The organism is Sulfuriferula thiophila, from assembly GCF_003864975.1.
GTDB classification, from domain to species: domain Bacteria; phylum Pseudomonadota; class Gammaproteobacteria; order Burkholderiales; family Sulfuriferulaceae; genus Sulfuriferula; species Sulfuriferula thiophila.
Map to the genome: position 1 here is coordinate 24424 of NZ_BHGL01000014.1, position 14642 is coordinate 39065.

The window sequence follows — 14642 nt, forward strand, 5'->3', positions numbered from 1 at the left end:
AGTGATTAAGCTGCGATGGCGCTTTGCTGATTTAACGAAGCGATCAATGCATGCTTGATATCACGGTCCAGTTTGTCCAGCGTGTTCAACTGATTGTTAATGTTGATGCGCATTTCCTGTAGTTCAGCAATACGATCTTCCAGTGTGTCTGTTGCCTTGTGGATGCGCTTGATGCTTTCCAGGCGGCGGCGTAACTGCATCTGGTGTTCGCGTACCTGCGTTTCCATAGGTGCCATCACCGCTTTTAACCAGCTGTCTGCTTCGCGGTTGGCAACTTCATAGATATTGACGACACGACTGGCCAGCGTCTCAAAGAATTTCGCAGTCAGGGTGTACTGCTCGTTAGTCAGCATGTTGAGCAGGGTATTAAAGTGCTCGTTGTAGCTTTTCTCCAGCCTGTCCATTTCTTTCTTGTATTTGAACGTGGAATAAGTCGGCGGCGTCACTTCGGTCAGACCGTGTTCGGCACTGAATTTTTTGTACATGGCCGACATCATTTCCTTGATCTCGTCGATCTGGATCGCTGAATGGGTGATGTTCTGATCCACCTTGGTGAAGAACGAGGTCATCGCGCTGCGCAAACCTGCGCTGAACCGGCTTTTTTCCATGGCAATACGGGTATCGCGCACTTCAGTCTTGATGCGATCCATGCCCAAGTGGCTGAATAACTCATTGGAATGATGTGAAAATACGCTGCGTAGCGCCTGGAATTGTTGCAGGCCTTTTTCGAAGTGGGCTTTTTCTTCTTCGACTTTAGTCATCATGTGCTGCACAACTTCTTCATTCTTGCCGCGCAAGCCGGTGAGTTCTTCCAGTTGCTCGTCCACATTGCGCAGGCGGGCACCCAGCAGTTCGCGGGTGCTGGTAACCAGATCGCCCATTTCACTGGCGGTGTTATCGCGTACGATGTCCTGCTTGGAAGGAATAAGCTCTTCGCTCAGGGCGTGCTCGAGTTCCAGTAAGCGGCTGCGGGCCAATAAAGTTGCATCGTCATTGATCTTGGCGAGCAGACCTTTTTGCGCAGAAACCGGATAGATCTGTTTATTTTCCAGACCGAGCAAATTAGCGCAACTCTCCACCTGGCCCTGCAGTTCAGCGTCAATCGCCTCTTGTGACTTGAGGTCATCCCACAATCCGTCAATTTTATTGAGTACAACTAATCTGCCGCGGTGGCCACCCTGCATCGGGGCAATGTGATTACGCCAGACTTCGATGTCAGATTTGGTAACGCCGGTATCGGCTGCCAGAATGAAGATGATGGCATGGGCGCTTGGCAACAGATTGAGCGTCAATTCCGGTTCGGTACCGATAGCATTGAGTCCCGGGGTATCCAGGATAACCAGCCCTTTTTGCAGCAGCGGGTGCGGGAAGTTGATAATCGCATGACGCCAGCGCGGAATTTCGACTGTGCCGTCAGCGGAAACGGTGAGTAAGGAATCAGCGTCCTGCGCGCGGTACAGGCCATATTTCTCCGCATCTTCTTTGCTCACCTGCTGGGTCTCACTGACGCGTTGCAGCGTATCCAGCATGGCTTCAGCAGAATCCACATCCAGCGGGATGGTGGTCCATTCGTCCGGGTAACGCTTGTATTCGGTGGTGGTGACATTGCCTGCGCGCGTGGCGATAGGCAGTAACTGGATCGAAGGCGGGCGACTGGCATCGTAGAGCAGCTCGGTCGGGCACATGGTGGTGCGGCCCGCAGTCGATGGCAGCAGGCGTTTTTTGTAATCAGCAAAAAATATCGCGTTAATCAGTTCGGATTTGCCACGGGAAAACTCGGCAACGAAGGCGACGTTGAGCTTGTCTTCGGCCAGACGGTCGATGAGATGTTGCAGGCGCAGATCAATTTGCCAATCATTGATTTCTTCGTGATTGAGCCAGTCACGGTATGAGCTGATTTGCGACGCCAGACCTTCGCGCCATGCGCCGTATTGTTCGAATTGTTGGGCTAAAGTTAAGTTTGACACGGTGAGGCCTCCGAAACGCTGTAATGCAGCGATAATTATTTTCTGATTGTAAGCTTAGTTGCTGATAAGTGTAAGGTTTTTAGTGAAAAAAGCACTATTTTTTTTGGCAATGCGGGCAATAAAAAGTGGTGCGCTGGTTTTGACGCAGTTGTTGTATCGGTTGGCTGCAGATACGGCACGGAAGGCCGGTGCGGCCATACACAAAATACTGCTGCTGGAAGTAGCCAGCCGCCCCGTCGCTGCCGACGAAATCGCGCAAACTGCTGCCACCTGCGATGATGGCTTTGCCTAATGTGTCGCGGATTGCCAGAGCCAGTCTGGCGTAGCGCGGCCGGCTGATTTTGCCGGCGGCAAGGGCAGGGTGTATGCCGGCATGGAACAGCGCTTCATTGGCGTAGATGTTGCCAACGCCGACCACGATATGGCTGTCCATGATGAACGACTTGACAGCGATAGTACGGCCACGTGATTTCAGGTGTAATAAATCGCCAGTAAATTCATCAGAGAGTGGCTCAACACCGAGTTTGGCGAGCAGAGGGTGGGCGAATACGTCATGCTCAGTCCACAACACCGCGCCAAATCGACGCGGGTCACGCAAGCGGATACACTGCTGGTTATCAAGCACGATATCGACGTGGTCGTGAACTCCGGCCGGGGTGGCGCTGTCTAGAATGCGCAGGCTGCCTGACATGCCCAGATGAATGATGATGGTGCCATTGCCCAGATGAATGAGCAGATATTTACCGCGCCGGCTGAGTTCGGTAATCGTCTGGTGGCGTGTAATCGCGGCAAGATTATCGGGTATCGGCCAGCGCAAGCGCGGATTGCGCACGATGACATCGACAATCTGGCGATGCCGGGTATGCGGCAACAGGCCGCGTCGTGTGGTTTCTACTTCAGGTAGTTCAGGCATTTTTGGGGTCTATAATAAGTGACGGCACAATTTAATTCATGAAACAGTTTAACCGAACATTTCTGACGCTGTCTTGCTGCATGGTGTTAACGGCGCATGCGGCGGGCGATCCATTCAATACCCTAGCCACAGTTGCGCCTACGGTAACGGGGTATCTGGTGCAAACGTGCAGTGTTGCCACCGGGCCGATGACGCTGGTGGATGTCGTGGATACGGCATTGTGCAATAACCCGCAGACACGCGCTGCATGGGCGAATACGCGGGTAGCCGCAGCGCAATTAGGCAGTGCACAGAGCGCCTATTTGCCGACGATTAATGGCAATGCCAGTTTGAGCCGTGATCATATTGCGCTGACAGGCGCTACCGCGACGAATAAGAATCTCGGATTGTCGTTAAATTATTTGTTATTTGATTTCGGCACGCGCAGTGCGCAGACCGATGCGGCACGGGCGACGCTGGAGGCAGCCAATCGTACTCAGGATCAGACCGTTAACGCGGTGTATCTGGCCGTAGTGCAGGCGTATTACCAGTATTTCGCCGCGCAAGCCCAGCTGGAGGCATTGCGTGAGGCGGAAAAATCAGCACAACTCAGTCTGGATGCCGCCAATGCCCGTTATCAGGCTGGGGCGAATACCAAAGCCGATGTGCTGCAAGCGCAAACGGCCTATTCGCAGGCGCGGTTATCGAGCTTGCGTGGTGAAGGCAGTCTACGTATCGCTCAGGGCGTGTTGACCAATGCGATGGGTTTGGTTGCTGATCAGCCTCTGTCGCTGGCGCCGCCGGCTGATCAGGTGCCGGCCAGCAGTCTGCCGGATAATGTGCGTGATCTGATTTTACAGGCTCAGCAGCAACGCCCGGATTTACAGGCAGCAGCAGCGCAACTGCGCGCGGCGCAGGCACAAGTGCGCGCTGCATCGGCAGCCGGAAAACCTACGGTATCACTCACCGCAAGCTCGAATTATCAGGACAACGGCAGCTTGAATGGCGCGGGCTCCAGCGTCGGCGTGGCAGTGGCGGTGCCGCTATTTAGCGGATTCAATACTACTTATAAAGTGCGAGCCGCCGAGGCGCAGGTCACGGCGAGTCAGGCGCAGCAAGCGCAACTGGCGAATCAGGTAGCACTGGATGTGTGGCGTGCCTGGCAGACGCTGGCAACAGAAACGGCGGCGCTGACGGCAACGGATGATCTGATCCGCAGTGCGACTGCTTCGGCGCAACTGGCGCTGGGTCGGTACCGTGCCGGGGTTGGTAATATCCTGGATGTATTGAGCGCGCAAGCCAGTCTGGCGAATGCGCGCAGTCAGCAGGTGCAGGCGCAATACAACTGGCGCATTGCCAAAGTGACGCTGGTACAGGCTGTCGGACGGCTGGAATAGGTGAAGTTATGAATGACGAGCGTTTCTGGGTGGTTTTTGTGCTGGTAATACTGTTTTCATTTTTGATTCCCGGCGTGATTTACGCGGTGATGGTTGTTAAGCGTTCCATTTCCCGGCGGACGGTATTGTTGCTGGGGTTGGCTTTGATCGTGGTGGCAGGGATTGATGCGGTGTTATTACAGCATCTGGCAAATAAGGCGGCGCATACACCAAACATTTGGGATGACCGGCTGTTTACCTCCGAACTGTCGATTGCATTGTATTTGTTGCCGCTGGTGTCGGCCGGGATAGGCATTAATATCGTATCGCATTTATTGATTACGCACTTGAGTGAAGCAGAGCGTAATTTTGATCAGGCACAAAAAGGGAAGTGATGAAGCTGCTAAAGTATAAATGGGTGGTGTTGGCGCTGGTGCTGGCCGGTACGGGTTATGGTTACTGGCACAGCAAAGCCGCCAAGCCGGTGGCGGAGCGTTATAAGCTGGCGACAATTGTTCGCGGTGATCTGGTACGTAACGTGTCGGCGAACGGTACGCTCAATCCGGTGGTGCTGGTTAATGTCGGTACCCAGGTGTCGGGCGCAGTCAGGAAAATCTACGTGGATTACAACCAGCAGGTAAAGGCCGGACAAATCCTGCTGGAGCTGGACCCTTCGTTATTACAGGCGCAAATCGCGCAGAGCAGCGCCAATCTGGTGCGTGCCCAAGCCGCTTTGAAACTGGCGCAAACCATTGCACAGCGCCAGCGCAGCTTATTCAAGCAGGATTATGTGGCGCGGCAGGATGTCGATCAGGCTGAAGATGGCGTGGCCGGTGCGCGAGCGCAACTCGCTGTTGCACAAGCGCAACTGGCCAGGGATAAGACCAATCTTTCCTACACCGTCATCCGTTCCCCGGTATCCGGTACGGTGATAGATCGTTCAGTCGATGTCGGGCAGACCGTGGCTGCGAGCTTTCAGACTCCGACGCTGTTTAAAATCGGCCAGGATCTGAGCAAGATGCAGATCGACACCACAGTGGCGGAAGCCGACGTGGGCGGGGTGAAAGTCGGACAGGCAGCGCGCTTTACTGTGGATGCGTTTCCCGAACGTGATTTTGTGGGCAAAGTACGGCAGATCAGGCTGAATCCAACCAGCCAGCAGAACGTTGTTACCTATGATGTGGTGGTTGCCGTGGATAATCCCGATTTGAAGCTGCTGCCGGGCATGACCGCCTACGTTAATATCGAAATTGACCGGCGCAAAGATGCGTTGCTGGTACCGAATGCCGCGTTGCGCTTCAAGCCGGCAACGGATGATGGCAAATCAGCCGACAAGCCAGCTCGTCGCGCTCGCGGTGCCAGTGTGTATGTGCTGCAGGCGGATCAGCCGGTGCAGGTCAAAATCAAGGCGGGGTTAACGGATTCCAAGCAGACCGAATTATTGGGTGGTGAATTGAAAGCCGGCGATAAGGTGATCGTCGAAGATAAACAGGTCGATAAGAACAAGGCCAAACAGTCGTCACGCTTATTCTGATTTATGGCTAATATCATAGAGGTTAAACAGCTAGGCAAGGATTACGCCACCGCGGCAGGTACGTTTGTCGCGTTGAAATCAGTGAACCTGAGCATCGCCCAGGGTGAGTTTGTGGCGATCATGGGTCCGTCCGGTTCGGGCAAGTCTACATTTATGAATGTGCTTGGCTGTCTGGATCATCCTACCCGTGGCGAATATAGACTGGCTGGTGAAAACGTGGCGGCGCTGTCCCCGGATGCACTGGCGCACTTGCGTAACCGGGTAATCGGTTTCGTGTTTCAGGGTTTCAACTTATTGCCGCGCCTGAATGCCCGGGATAATGTTGCACTGCCTTTGCTGTACAGGGGTACCGATGGCAGCGAGCGCAGACAGCGCGCCGAAGCCATGCTGGAAAAAGTCGGGCTGGCGAAGTTCGGTGAACGCCGCCCCAATGAGTTATCCGGTGGTCAGCAGCAGCGGGTGGCGATTGCACGTGCGCTGGCGAATGAGCCGCAATTGATACTCGCCGATGAACCTACCGGCAATCTGGATAGCCATACCAGCGAAGAAATCATGGCGCTGTTTACCGAGTTGAATGCCAGTGGCATTACTGTGGTGCTGGTCACGCATGAGCCGGATATTGCGCACTATGCCAAGCGCCTGGTGCGCTTCAAGGATGGTGAAATCGTACATGATGGCCGTCCTGAGGAGATCACCGCATGATGGGGCTGGCGATGCTGGCGGAAGCCTGGCGGGCAATTATCGCCAACCGCCTGCGTTCTTTTCTCACCATGCTGGGCATGGTGATTGGCGTAGCGGCAGTAGTGCTGATGCTGGCGGTAGGGCAGGGCGCGCAAAGCGCTATCGACGAGACCATCAGTTCTATGGGCAGCAACCTGTTTATAGTGCTGTCCGGTGCCACGACTTCCGGCGGGCAGCGCATGGGGCTGGGCACCGCACCTACTCTGACTATGGCCGACGCACAGGCCATCGCCGAGTTGCCCAATATCGCCGCCTCTGCGCCCGTGCAGCCCGGCACTGCGGCGACGGTGTACGCGGGGAATAACTGGAGTACGTCAATTACCGGCGTGACGCCAGATTATCTGCAAGTCCGTAACTGGGGGGTGGAATCCGGTTTTGCTTTTACCGATGCCGATGTGCGTAGCGCGGCTCGCGTGGCGCTGATCGGCAAAACGGTTGCCGATAATCTTTTCGGTGATGAGAATCCCGTGGGTAAAACCATGCGCATCAAGCAGAGCCCGTTTACGGTGGTCGGTGTGCTCGAAACCAAAGGCCAGAGCGTGGATGGGCGGGATCAGGATGATGTGGTGATCGTCCCCATCACCACGGCTCAGCGTAAGTTATTCGGCAGCCAGTTTCCCGGCAGTGTGCGTTTTATCATGGTGCAAGGCAGCTCCGCCGAGGCTATGCCGGGTATCGAAAAGGAAATGAATGAGTTGCTGCGCGCCCGGCATCGCATCGCTGACGGCGCCGACGCTGATTTTACGGTGCGCAACCTCTCTGCCATGGCCGAGGCTTCCGCCGCCGCTACGCGCATCATGTCGTATGTGCTGGGTGCCATCGCATCCATCTCGCTGATTGTCGGCGGGATAGGCATCATGAATATCATGCTGGTGTCCGTCACCGAGCGCACTCGCGAGATTGGCATTCGTATTGCTATCGGCGCACGGCATCGTGACATACTGCTGCAATTCCTGCTGGAAGCGATCGCCATTTCGCTGATTGGCTGCTTGATCGGCGTGGGTCTGGGCGTGGGCGGGGCATGGGCGGTGCAGAAATTCGCCGGGTTCCCGGTGCTGGTCACGTTTGACATCATGCTGCTGGCTTTCGGGGTTGCGGCAGCAGTGGGCATCTTCTTTGGTTTCTACCCGGCGCGCCGTGCGGCGCTGATGAATCCGATCGATGCGTTGAGATACCAGTAGTGCCTTTGCAAACAAAGGCGTGTTATGCACAGGATTTGCGCAATAATTTGTACTGCAATTTCAATACGACTATCCAGCAATGTATGACAAATAAAAAATCGAATGCAAGAATAGTGGAACTGCCATCGACAACTGCTTACGCAGCAATCGGTATCATTTGATCTAGCTGAGTTTCAATCGAATTGCGCGCTTCGCGTAACTCGTATTCATCTTGCAAACCCATCCAAAACTGGACAGATGTGCCAAATACCTTGGCAAGGCGTAGCGCAGTATCAGCGGTAATGCCACGTTTACCTAAAACGATCTCATTGATGCGGCGAGGCGGCACACTGATGGCATGAGCGAGTTTTGTTTGGCTAATAGCCATCGGTTGCAAGAATTCCTCGAGCAAAATTTCGCCAGGGTGAATGTTATGTAATTTATCCATGTCGTACTCCTTAATGATAATCCACTATCTCAACTGCGCTGGGGCCATTAGCCGACCAGATAAAACAAATACGCCATTGGTCATTGATGCGGATGCTATGTTGCCCTTTGCGATCATGTTTTAGTGCCTCAAGCCGATTGGCTGGCGGCACACGCAAGTCATTTAATAATAGTGCCTTATCCAGCATAAATAACTTGCGTAAAGCAACTTGCTGAATATCGCGCGGAAACTTGCGAGACACGTTGCCATGCCAAATTTTTTCAGTTTCCTTGGAAGCGAAGTTAATAATCATATATAACTATAACGCATAGCGTTATGGTATGCCAATGCAATTATACTCTGGCCGAATTGGGGAGTGAATTTCACAGGCTGGGTTAAGCGTAGCGATATCCTGCAACATCTGGCATATAAGGCAATTGAATGTAAGAAAGTTAGTGCTCCAGTCGCGCAAAATCATGCGAGGCACATCTTTTGGCTTATCGGATAAAACATTCAGCCGCACACTATCTTCTCCGTATTATGTGTCTTTGTTAATGCCAAGTCTTAGCTGCCGACTATAGGCGATTGAAATCTATAAATAGTTAAGATGAGTAAGTTCTAGCTAGACATGGATTGCGGACAAAATAGCCAACTCGTTGCAAAAAAACAACACAAAGCTAAAAAGCACTTGCGACTGGCATACCCCATCAGGCACAATCGCCTCAGCTTCCTGATAAGGAAGTACTTTTACTTTTCCAATTGGAGATTCATATGAACAAAAAACTGATCGCGCTGGCTATCGCTACCGCTGTATCTGCACCTGCAATGGCTGCTACCAGCAACGTTGATGTCTATGGTTTGATGTCTGTTGGTGTTGATTCTGTTACCAACAACAACGCTGGTGCTGGTGATTCTACCAAGCGTGTTGGTCGTGTGTCTGATTACGCTTCCCGTATCGGTTTCAAAGGTACTGAAGATCTGGGTAACGGTTTAGCTGCTACTTGGCAGATTGAACAGCAGATTAATTCAGACGGCGTTGGCACTGGTGCTTTTGCTGGTGCTGGTATGCGTAACACCTTTGTTGGCTTGAAGAGCAAAGATCTGGGTGAAGTACGCGTAGGTAAGCATGACACCCCATACAAAATGTCTACCGGCCGTTTTGACGTGTTTGCTGACACCTTGGGCGACTACAACGGTTTGGTTGGCGCTTCAACTGCCACAGCAGCGGGTAGCTATTTTGACCAGCGCACCAACAACACAGTTGCTTACCTGACACCTAACTTCTCCGGTTTCAGCGCGGCTGGTTCTTATGTATTTGGTGCTGAAACAGCAACTTCCGGTTCTGCTTCTACCGGTAACGCTTACTCTCTGGCTGCGATGTACGAAGCAGGTCCTTTGTACCTGACCGCTGCTTACGAACGTCATAATATCGGTTCTGCTAGCACTGGTACTCTTGCTGCACCAGCCGGTAATGGCAACGTTGAAGAAAAAGCATGGAAACTTGGTGCTTCTTACAGCATCATGGATTTCACTTTGGCTGCTCTGTATGAGAAAACCGATGACAATTTCAATGCGGGTTCTAACTTATACGGCCACCGTACCTGGTTCCTGTCTGGTAAATACCAGATGGGCGCAACTGCGCTTAAGGCATCCTATGCTAACGCAGGTAGCGATAACCAATCAGCAACCGTTTCTAACGGCGCAAAGTTGTACACTTTAGGTGCTGATTACGCATTCAGCAAGCGTACCACTGTGTACGCGTTGTACACCAAGATCAGCAATGATGCTGGTGCGGCTTACAACTTCGCATACAACCCAGCTACGGGTGTAGGCGCAGGTGACACTGTAAGCGGTATGTCTTTGGGTCTGAAGCACTCCTTCTAATCTCGCGCTGGCATTTGCCAGCTAGGGTTTAAAAGAGTTTAAAACAGGCGACTTCGGTCGCCTGTTTTTTTTCGTCACTGATTGGCGTACTGGATATACAAGGCAGGAATACCTGTTGTGATAGAGAAGCAATGCGTCCTTGCATAGTTATAAACACCGGTGTATAAACGCATATACACCGATTATGGAGAGAATGATGAATACGATACGCTGGAATGTTGCTGTTTCTGCCGATACCGATCAATCCCTGCGCATGTTTCTGGCAAGCCAGGGCGGGGGCAGAAAAGGTGATTTGTCGCGTTTTATTGAAGAGGCAGTGCAAGCGCATATTTTGGAACTGACAGCCGAACAGGTGAAATCTGCTAATGCAAATGTGAACGAAGCCGATTTAACCGCGATGGTTGATGAAGCCATTCAGTGGGCGCGTAAGCGCTGATGCGGGTCGTTCTGGATAGCAACATTCTATTCAGTGCGCTAATCTCGCCGTATGGTGCGCCAGATAGGCTCTATCGTGCCTGGCGTTCGGCTCGCTTTGAAGTGGTGACGTCACGGTTGCAACTCGATGAAATTCGGCGAGCCAGTCGCTATCCCAAGTTGCAGGCTGTTCTGCAAGCCGCCAAGGTTGGCGTCATGATCAATAATCTGCAACGCGCCGTGGTGCTGGAGCGTCTGACCATTGAGATTAAAACTGCTGATCCTGACGATGCATTTTTGCTGGCTATGGCCTTGGCGGGCGATGCAGACTATCTGGTGACGGGTGATCGGCGTGCTGGTTTGCTGCAACGAGGGCATATTGAGCGCACTCGAATTGTCACGCCTGCGGTATTTTGCGCCGAGTTGCTATGAATCGTATAAATGCAAATATTAGACTTGTTTTTTCGACGATCAGATAAACAGGAGAGCATTAGCCAGTCAGAGTTTAAAACAGGCGACTTCAGTCGCCTGTTTTTTTTTGCCATTAACCCATGTAGCAAGTTGCTTGGTTGGTTGGGAAGAGAATTTAACAATCGTTAACTTTGCACGACTAGCGCGGATTCAGTGATATGAGTTAATCTGTATTTTTAATAATGGAGAAGACAAATGAGCTTTATCAGTGAGTTTAAAGAGTTTGCAATCAAGGGTAATGTGATCGATCTGGCGGTGGGTGTGATCATCGGCGGCGCGTTTGGCAAAATCGTCGATTCGTTTGTTAAAGATATCGTTATGCCTATGGTCGGTCAGTTGGTCGGCGGGGTGGATTTCAAGCAGCTGTACCTGAATCTGGGTGATCGGACTTTTGCCACTTTGGAACTGGCAGAAAAAGCCGGCGCGCCATTGATTAAATACGGTGCGTTCATTAATACCGTAGTGGATTTCACCATCGTTGCACTGGCTATCTTTGTTGCGGTCAAGGCTATTAACAAAATGAAGAAAGAGGCCCCTGCTGCACCAGCGGCCCCAGCCGAGCCGGCTGAAGAAATTGTGTTGTTACGCCAGATTCGTGATAGCCTGAAAAAATAAGAATTGGGCCAGCACCTGCCCGGTTCATGAGTATTCTGGCATGAGTGGGCAAGCGCAACCTGGATAAATTGACTGCATTGGTCTTTTTTTCAGGTTGTGTAACAATGCGCCTTATAAAATAAGAAGGGGGCAGGTGGTGGTGATGTTCGGTTCAGCTGACGGCGATGCAGTCGCCGAGCGGCGTAAGCGCTTACAACAAAAAATACAGGAAGATTCTGCGTTGCCCGCTTTGGGTAGCTCAGTGTCTCAAGTCGTACAGATTGCTTCATCCAACCATGAAGCTGTGCACAGTCTGGCGCATTTCATTTTATCCGATGTGGCATTAACGCAGAAGATATTAAGCATGGCCAATACCGTCGGCTATCGCACAGCGTCGGGCGCTCCGGTAACAACTATTTCCAAAGCGATTTTTCTGCTCGGTTTCGATGCGGTGAAGACGATCGCGCTGACTATGCTGCTGGTCGAGGGCATGAGCGGCAAGTCTGCCCAGAGCGTGCGGCGTGAGCTGGTGCATGCACTGGGCGCAAGCCTGGTCGGGCGCGAATTGGCGCGGCGCAGTTCATTCAAGGATGCAGAAGAGGCATCTGTGGTCGGATTGTTCAAAAATCTCGGCCGCCTGCTGGTAGTGATGCATGATCCGGATTCCTATGAAGAAATCATGGCCTTGAGCGCGACGGGTGCCTGCTCGCCGGCACAAGCGGCAATGCAGGTGCTGGGCTGCGGTTTTGACAGTCTGGCCGAAGCGGTGCTGCGTCAGTGGCAAATTCCTTCTACCATTATCAAAGCGTTGGCACCTTTGCCATCCAGTGCATTAAAAGCCGCTGCAACACGGCAGGACTGGCTGCAGCAAGTGGCCGCTTTCAGTTCGGAAGTGGTCATGTTGTTATCTCACACGGGCAAAACAGATACGGGATTGATGACCCGAAATTTGCTGGGCCGGTACGGCGCTGCACTGGATCTGGATAGCGCCACGTTAAATGAGTTGCTGGCACGAGTTGCAGAAGATACGCAGACCCTGACCAATACCATCTGTCCGATGATGGTGCCCGCTGCTGCTGTGGTGCCTGAGCCAGTCGTTGTGACATCGTCGGGGATAGACAGTGCGCTGGATGGTTTTCTGTTGGTGGCTGCCGATGTGCGTGCAGTGCAGAACGGCCAGCGTCACCCCAGCGGCAAGCCGATAAATGCACGTGATTTGCTGCTGGCGGGGGTGCAGGATGTGACCGAGATGGTGGCTTCGGGGCGCTGCAAAGTGAATGACCTGATCATGCTGGTGCTGGAGACGCTGTACCACAGTATGGGGTTCCGTTTTGCTACAGCGTGTATTAAAGACGTCAAATCGCAGCAGTTCCGCGCGCGTATTTCTTTGGGTGAAGATAACCAGCATCGTCAGGCTGGTTTTGTATTCCCTGTCGTGAGCAGTCGCGATATATTCCATCTGGCGATGCAGAATGATGTGGATGTGCTGATTTCGGATGCGACTGTGGCGAATGTGCGCGCGCTGATGCCGGCCTGGCATACCAAATTATTGCCGGATGCAGCGAGCTTTATTGTGCTGCCGCTGGTGGTGCACAAGCAGCCTTTTGGTTTGCTTTACGCAGATCGGGCCTGCGTAGCGGCCGAGGGTGTGCCGTCGGATGAAGCGGCGCTAATCAAAACGCTTAAGGCGCAAATCATGACGGCGCTGTTGCCGCGCTAAGGCGTTTTGCAGGCGGTTTTTTTCAATACCGGGCCGCCAAATTCGGCCTGGATTTTCCTGATTTTGTCATGTTCGTCAGCGCTCAGGTTGCTCAGGGTAAAGGTGCGCGCAGCTTTGCCCCGTGCTTCGATATGAGCAGCAATACCCAGTTTCTTCAAATTCTCGACGCGGACATTGGCAATGGCTTCCTTGGAGTATAGCCCCATGGATATCGCGTTCTGCCATTTGCCGTCGCGTACCACGGTTACATCTTTAATCCCTTTTGCCTGTAATTCGGTCACCTTGTTGTCGGCATCTTCTTTGGTTCTGAGCGGTGGGTAGTACACCCAGTAAGGGCCGCCGTGGGTAGCCGCATCTTCCGAGCTAAGCCGATCGCCAAGTTTTAGGCGGTTCAGGCGGATTTGCGCATCTTCGACGCGGTTGATCGCGATCGGCCCCCATGCTATGCATACGCCAGGAATCACCGGTTTGGCTTCGGGCGCAGGATTTTCCGGTTCAGGCGGTGTGGCTGATTCGGCGCTGGCTGGTGCGGCATCAGCGACCGTGGCAGCGGTTTTCGCTGCATCTGCTGTTGCGACGACAGGGGCAGGTGCTGGTTCAGGTTCGGCTTTAGCGGGCAGGGCAGGCTCAGTGACTATGCGGATTTTTTCCGGATTCAGTTCGGCAGGGGCGGGTTGCGGTGCAGGCTGGCCCCACTGTATCCAGGCAAAGGTGACTAAATTGAGCAGCAGTAGTAATAAAACCAGTAGTCTCAAGCGAATACCTCTTGGGCAATAATATGTAATCCGGTGAGTACCAGATTGTCCTCTAAACGTACGGGAAGCGAAAGATGCGGTGCCAATAAATCGGCATCGCCGCCATTCAGCCAGATTTGTACGGGTTGTTGCGTGCGTTGTTGCAGTGTTGCGGCCATATGCTCAATCGCGCCAATGAGTGCCAACTGGCAGCCGCTGGTAATGGCATCGGCAGTGGTGCCGGGAAAATTGGCAAATGTGCCGGTGCTGACTTTCAGTTGCGCAGCGTTCTGTGTGAGTGCTGAGCGCATGAGCTGGTAGCCGGGGGCAATGATGCCGCCCAGGAATTCGCCGGCATGCAGCGCATCCACAGTAAGTGCTGTACCCGCGCCGACAATTAGCGCTGTGCTGGCACCAAGCTGGTGAGCAGCGATTAAAGCCGCCCAGCGGTCGCTACCGAGCTGGCTCGGTTGTTCGTAGTGATTACTTACTCCGCATTGCCGGGGTGTGGCATGAATGGTGTTGGCGGCAGGAAAGCTTGCGGCGATGGCGAGGCCGACAGATGCACCGGCGACATTGCTGACGATGATGTGATCTGCAGAAGAGATGTGTGTCGGCAATAAACCGATTTCGTCGTGGGCAAGATAGCCGCGCTGCTGCCACTGTTGGCCGTCGTGCAGCCCCCATTTGATGCGTGTATTGCCAGCGTCGATAGCGAGTAAGTTCAT

16 protein-coding genes are annotated in these 14642 nt (G+C 53.1%); 10 read left to right on the forward strand and 6 right to left on the reverse strand.

What is annotated here, in order from left to right; all coding sequences use genetic code 11:
- Positions 1-5: 5 nt before the first annotated feature.
- Together EJE49_RS07825 and mutM are read right to left on the reverse strand one after the other, a co-directional pair.
- Positions 6-1967 carry a dynamin family protein gene (locus EJE49_RS07825; protein WP_124949862.1) on the reverse strand — a complete coding sequence of 654 codons (1962 nt, stop codon included), beginning with the start codon at positions 1965-1967 and terminating at the stop codon, positions 6-8.
- 94 nt (positions 1968-2061) lie between these two features.
- A complete protein-coding gene (gene mutM / locus EJE49_RS07830; RefSeq protein WP_124949863.1) occupies positions 2062-2880 on the reverse strand; it encodes a bifunctional DNA-formamidopyrimidine glycosylase/DNA-(apurinic or apyrimidinic site) lyase in 819 nt (272 codons plus the stop codon).
- A gap of 38 nt (positions 2881-2918) precedes the next feature.
- On the opposite strand from mutM, the gene EJE49_RS07835 reads away from it, so the two are divergent.
- Genes EJE49_RS07835 through EJE49_RS07855 form a run of 5 tightly spaced genes read left to right on the forward strand, consistent with a single transcriptional unit; the run spans position 2919 to position 7691 of the window.
- Positions 2919-4256, forward strand: a complete 1338-nt coding sequence (locus EJE49_RS07835; RefSeq protein WP_124949864.1) for a TolC family protein — start codon at positions 2919-2921, stop codon at positions 4254-4256.
- Positions 4257-4264: 8 nt separating this feature from the next.
- Positions 4265-4630, forward strand: coding sequence for a hypothetical protein (locus EJE49_RS07840; protein WP_124949865.1), 366 nt, complete (start codon positions 4265-4267; stop codon positions 4628-4630).
- Positions 4630-5769 carry an efflux RND transporter periplasmic adaptor subunit gene (locus tag EJE49_RS07845; protein WP_124949866.1) on the forward strand — a complete coding sequence of 380 codons (1140 nt, stop codon included), beginning with the start codon at positions 4630-4632 and terminating at the stop codon, positions 5767-5769. Before EJE49_RS07840 ends, EJE49_RS07845 begins: the two co-directional genes overlap by 1 nt.
- 3 nt (positions 5770-5772) lie before the next feature.
- Positions 5773-6471 (forward strand): ABC transporter ATP-binding protein, encoded by a 699-nt coding sequence (locus tag EJE49_RS07850; RefSeq protein WP_124949867.1) that lies wholly within the window; start codon positions 5773-5775, stop codon positions 6469-6471.
- A complete protein-coding gene (locus EJE49_RS07855; RefSeq protein ID WP_124949897.1) occupies positions 6471-7691 on the forward strand; it encodes an ABC transporter permease in 1221 nt (406 codons plus the stop codon). Before EJE49_RS07850 ends, EJE49_RS07855 begins: the two co-directional genes overlap by 1 nt.
- A 136-nt stretch (positions 7692-7827) precedes the next feature.
- Here EJE49_RS07855 and EJE49_RS07860 read toward each other — a convergent pair whose 3' ends face one another.
- Together EJE49_RS07860 and EJE49_RS07865 are read right to left on the reverse strand one after the other, a co-directional pair.
- A complete protein-coding gene (locus tag EJE49_RS07860) occupies positions 7828-8118 on the reverse strand; it encodes a HigA family addiction module antitoxin (protein WP_124949868.1) in 291 nt (96 codons plus the stop codon).
- A gap of 10 nt (positions 8119-8128) precedes the next feature.
- Complete coding sequence (locus tag EJE49_RS07865; protein ID WP_124949869.1) at positions 8129-8410, reverse strand: type II toxin-antitoxin system RelE/ParE family toxin; 282 nt, start codon at positions 8408-8410, stop codon at positions 8129-8131.
- 458 nt (positions 8411-8868) lie between these two features.
- Here EJE49_RS07865 and EJE49_RS07870 point away from each other — a divergent pair, with 458 nt between their 5' ends.
- From EJE49_RS07870 to EJE49_RS07890, 5 genes are all read left to right on the forward strand, one after another.
- Entirely contained in the window at positions 8869-9981 is a 1113-nt protein-coding gene (locus EJE49_RS07870) for a porin (protein ID WP_124949870.1), read from the forward strand.
- 193 nt (positions 9982-10174) lie between these two features.
- Positions 10175-10417: a ribbon-helix-helix domain-containing protein gene (locus EJE49_RS07875; RefSeq protein ID WP_442267848.1), complete on the forward strand. Its 243-nt coding sequence runs from the start codon at positions 10175-10177 to the stop codon at positions 10415-10417.
- The gene (locus tag EJE49_RS07880; RefSeq protein ID WP_124949872.1) at positions 10417-10827 is read left to right on the forward strand and encodes a putative toxin-antitoxin system toxin component, PIN family; all 411 of its coding nucleotides are present in this window, start codon (positions 10417-10419) and stop codon (positions 10825-10827) included. Before EJE49_RS07875 ends, EJE49_RS07880 begins: the two co-directional genes overlap by 1 nt.
- Positions 10828-11061: 234 nt before the next feature.
- Positions 11062-11481 (forward strand): large conductance mechanosensitive channel protein MscL, encoded by a 420-nt coding sequence (mscL, locus tag EJE49_RS07885; protein ID WP_124949873.1) that lies wholly within the window; start codon positions 11062-11064, stop codon positions 11479-11481.
- Between the two features lie 142 nt (positions 11482-11623).
- Positions 11624-13180, forward strand: a complete 1557-nt coding sequence (locus tag EJE49_RS07890) for an HDOD domain-containing protein (RefSeq protein ID WP_124949874.1) — start codon at positions 11624-11626, stop codon at positions 13178-13180.
- On the opposite strand, the gene EJE49_RS07895 is transcribed toward EJE49_RS07890, so the two are convergent.
- Entirely contained in the window at positions 13177-13935 is a 759-nt protein-coding gene (locus tag EJE49_RS07895; RefSeq protein ID WP_124949875.1) for an SPOR domain-containing protein, read from the reverse strand. The two genes, EJE49_RS07890 and EJE49_RS07895, sit on opposite strands and share 4 nt — an antisense overlap.
- The gene (locus tag EJE49_RS07900; protein ID WP_124949876.1) at positions 13932-14642 is read right to left on the reverse strand and encodes a type III pantothenate kinase; all 711 of its coding nucleotides are present in this window, start codon (positions 14640-14642) and stop codon (positions 13932-13934) included. Before EJE49_RS07900 ends, EJE49_RS07895 begins: the two co-directional genes overlap by 4 nt.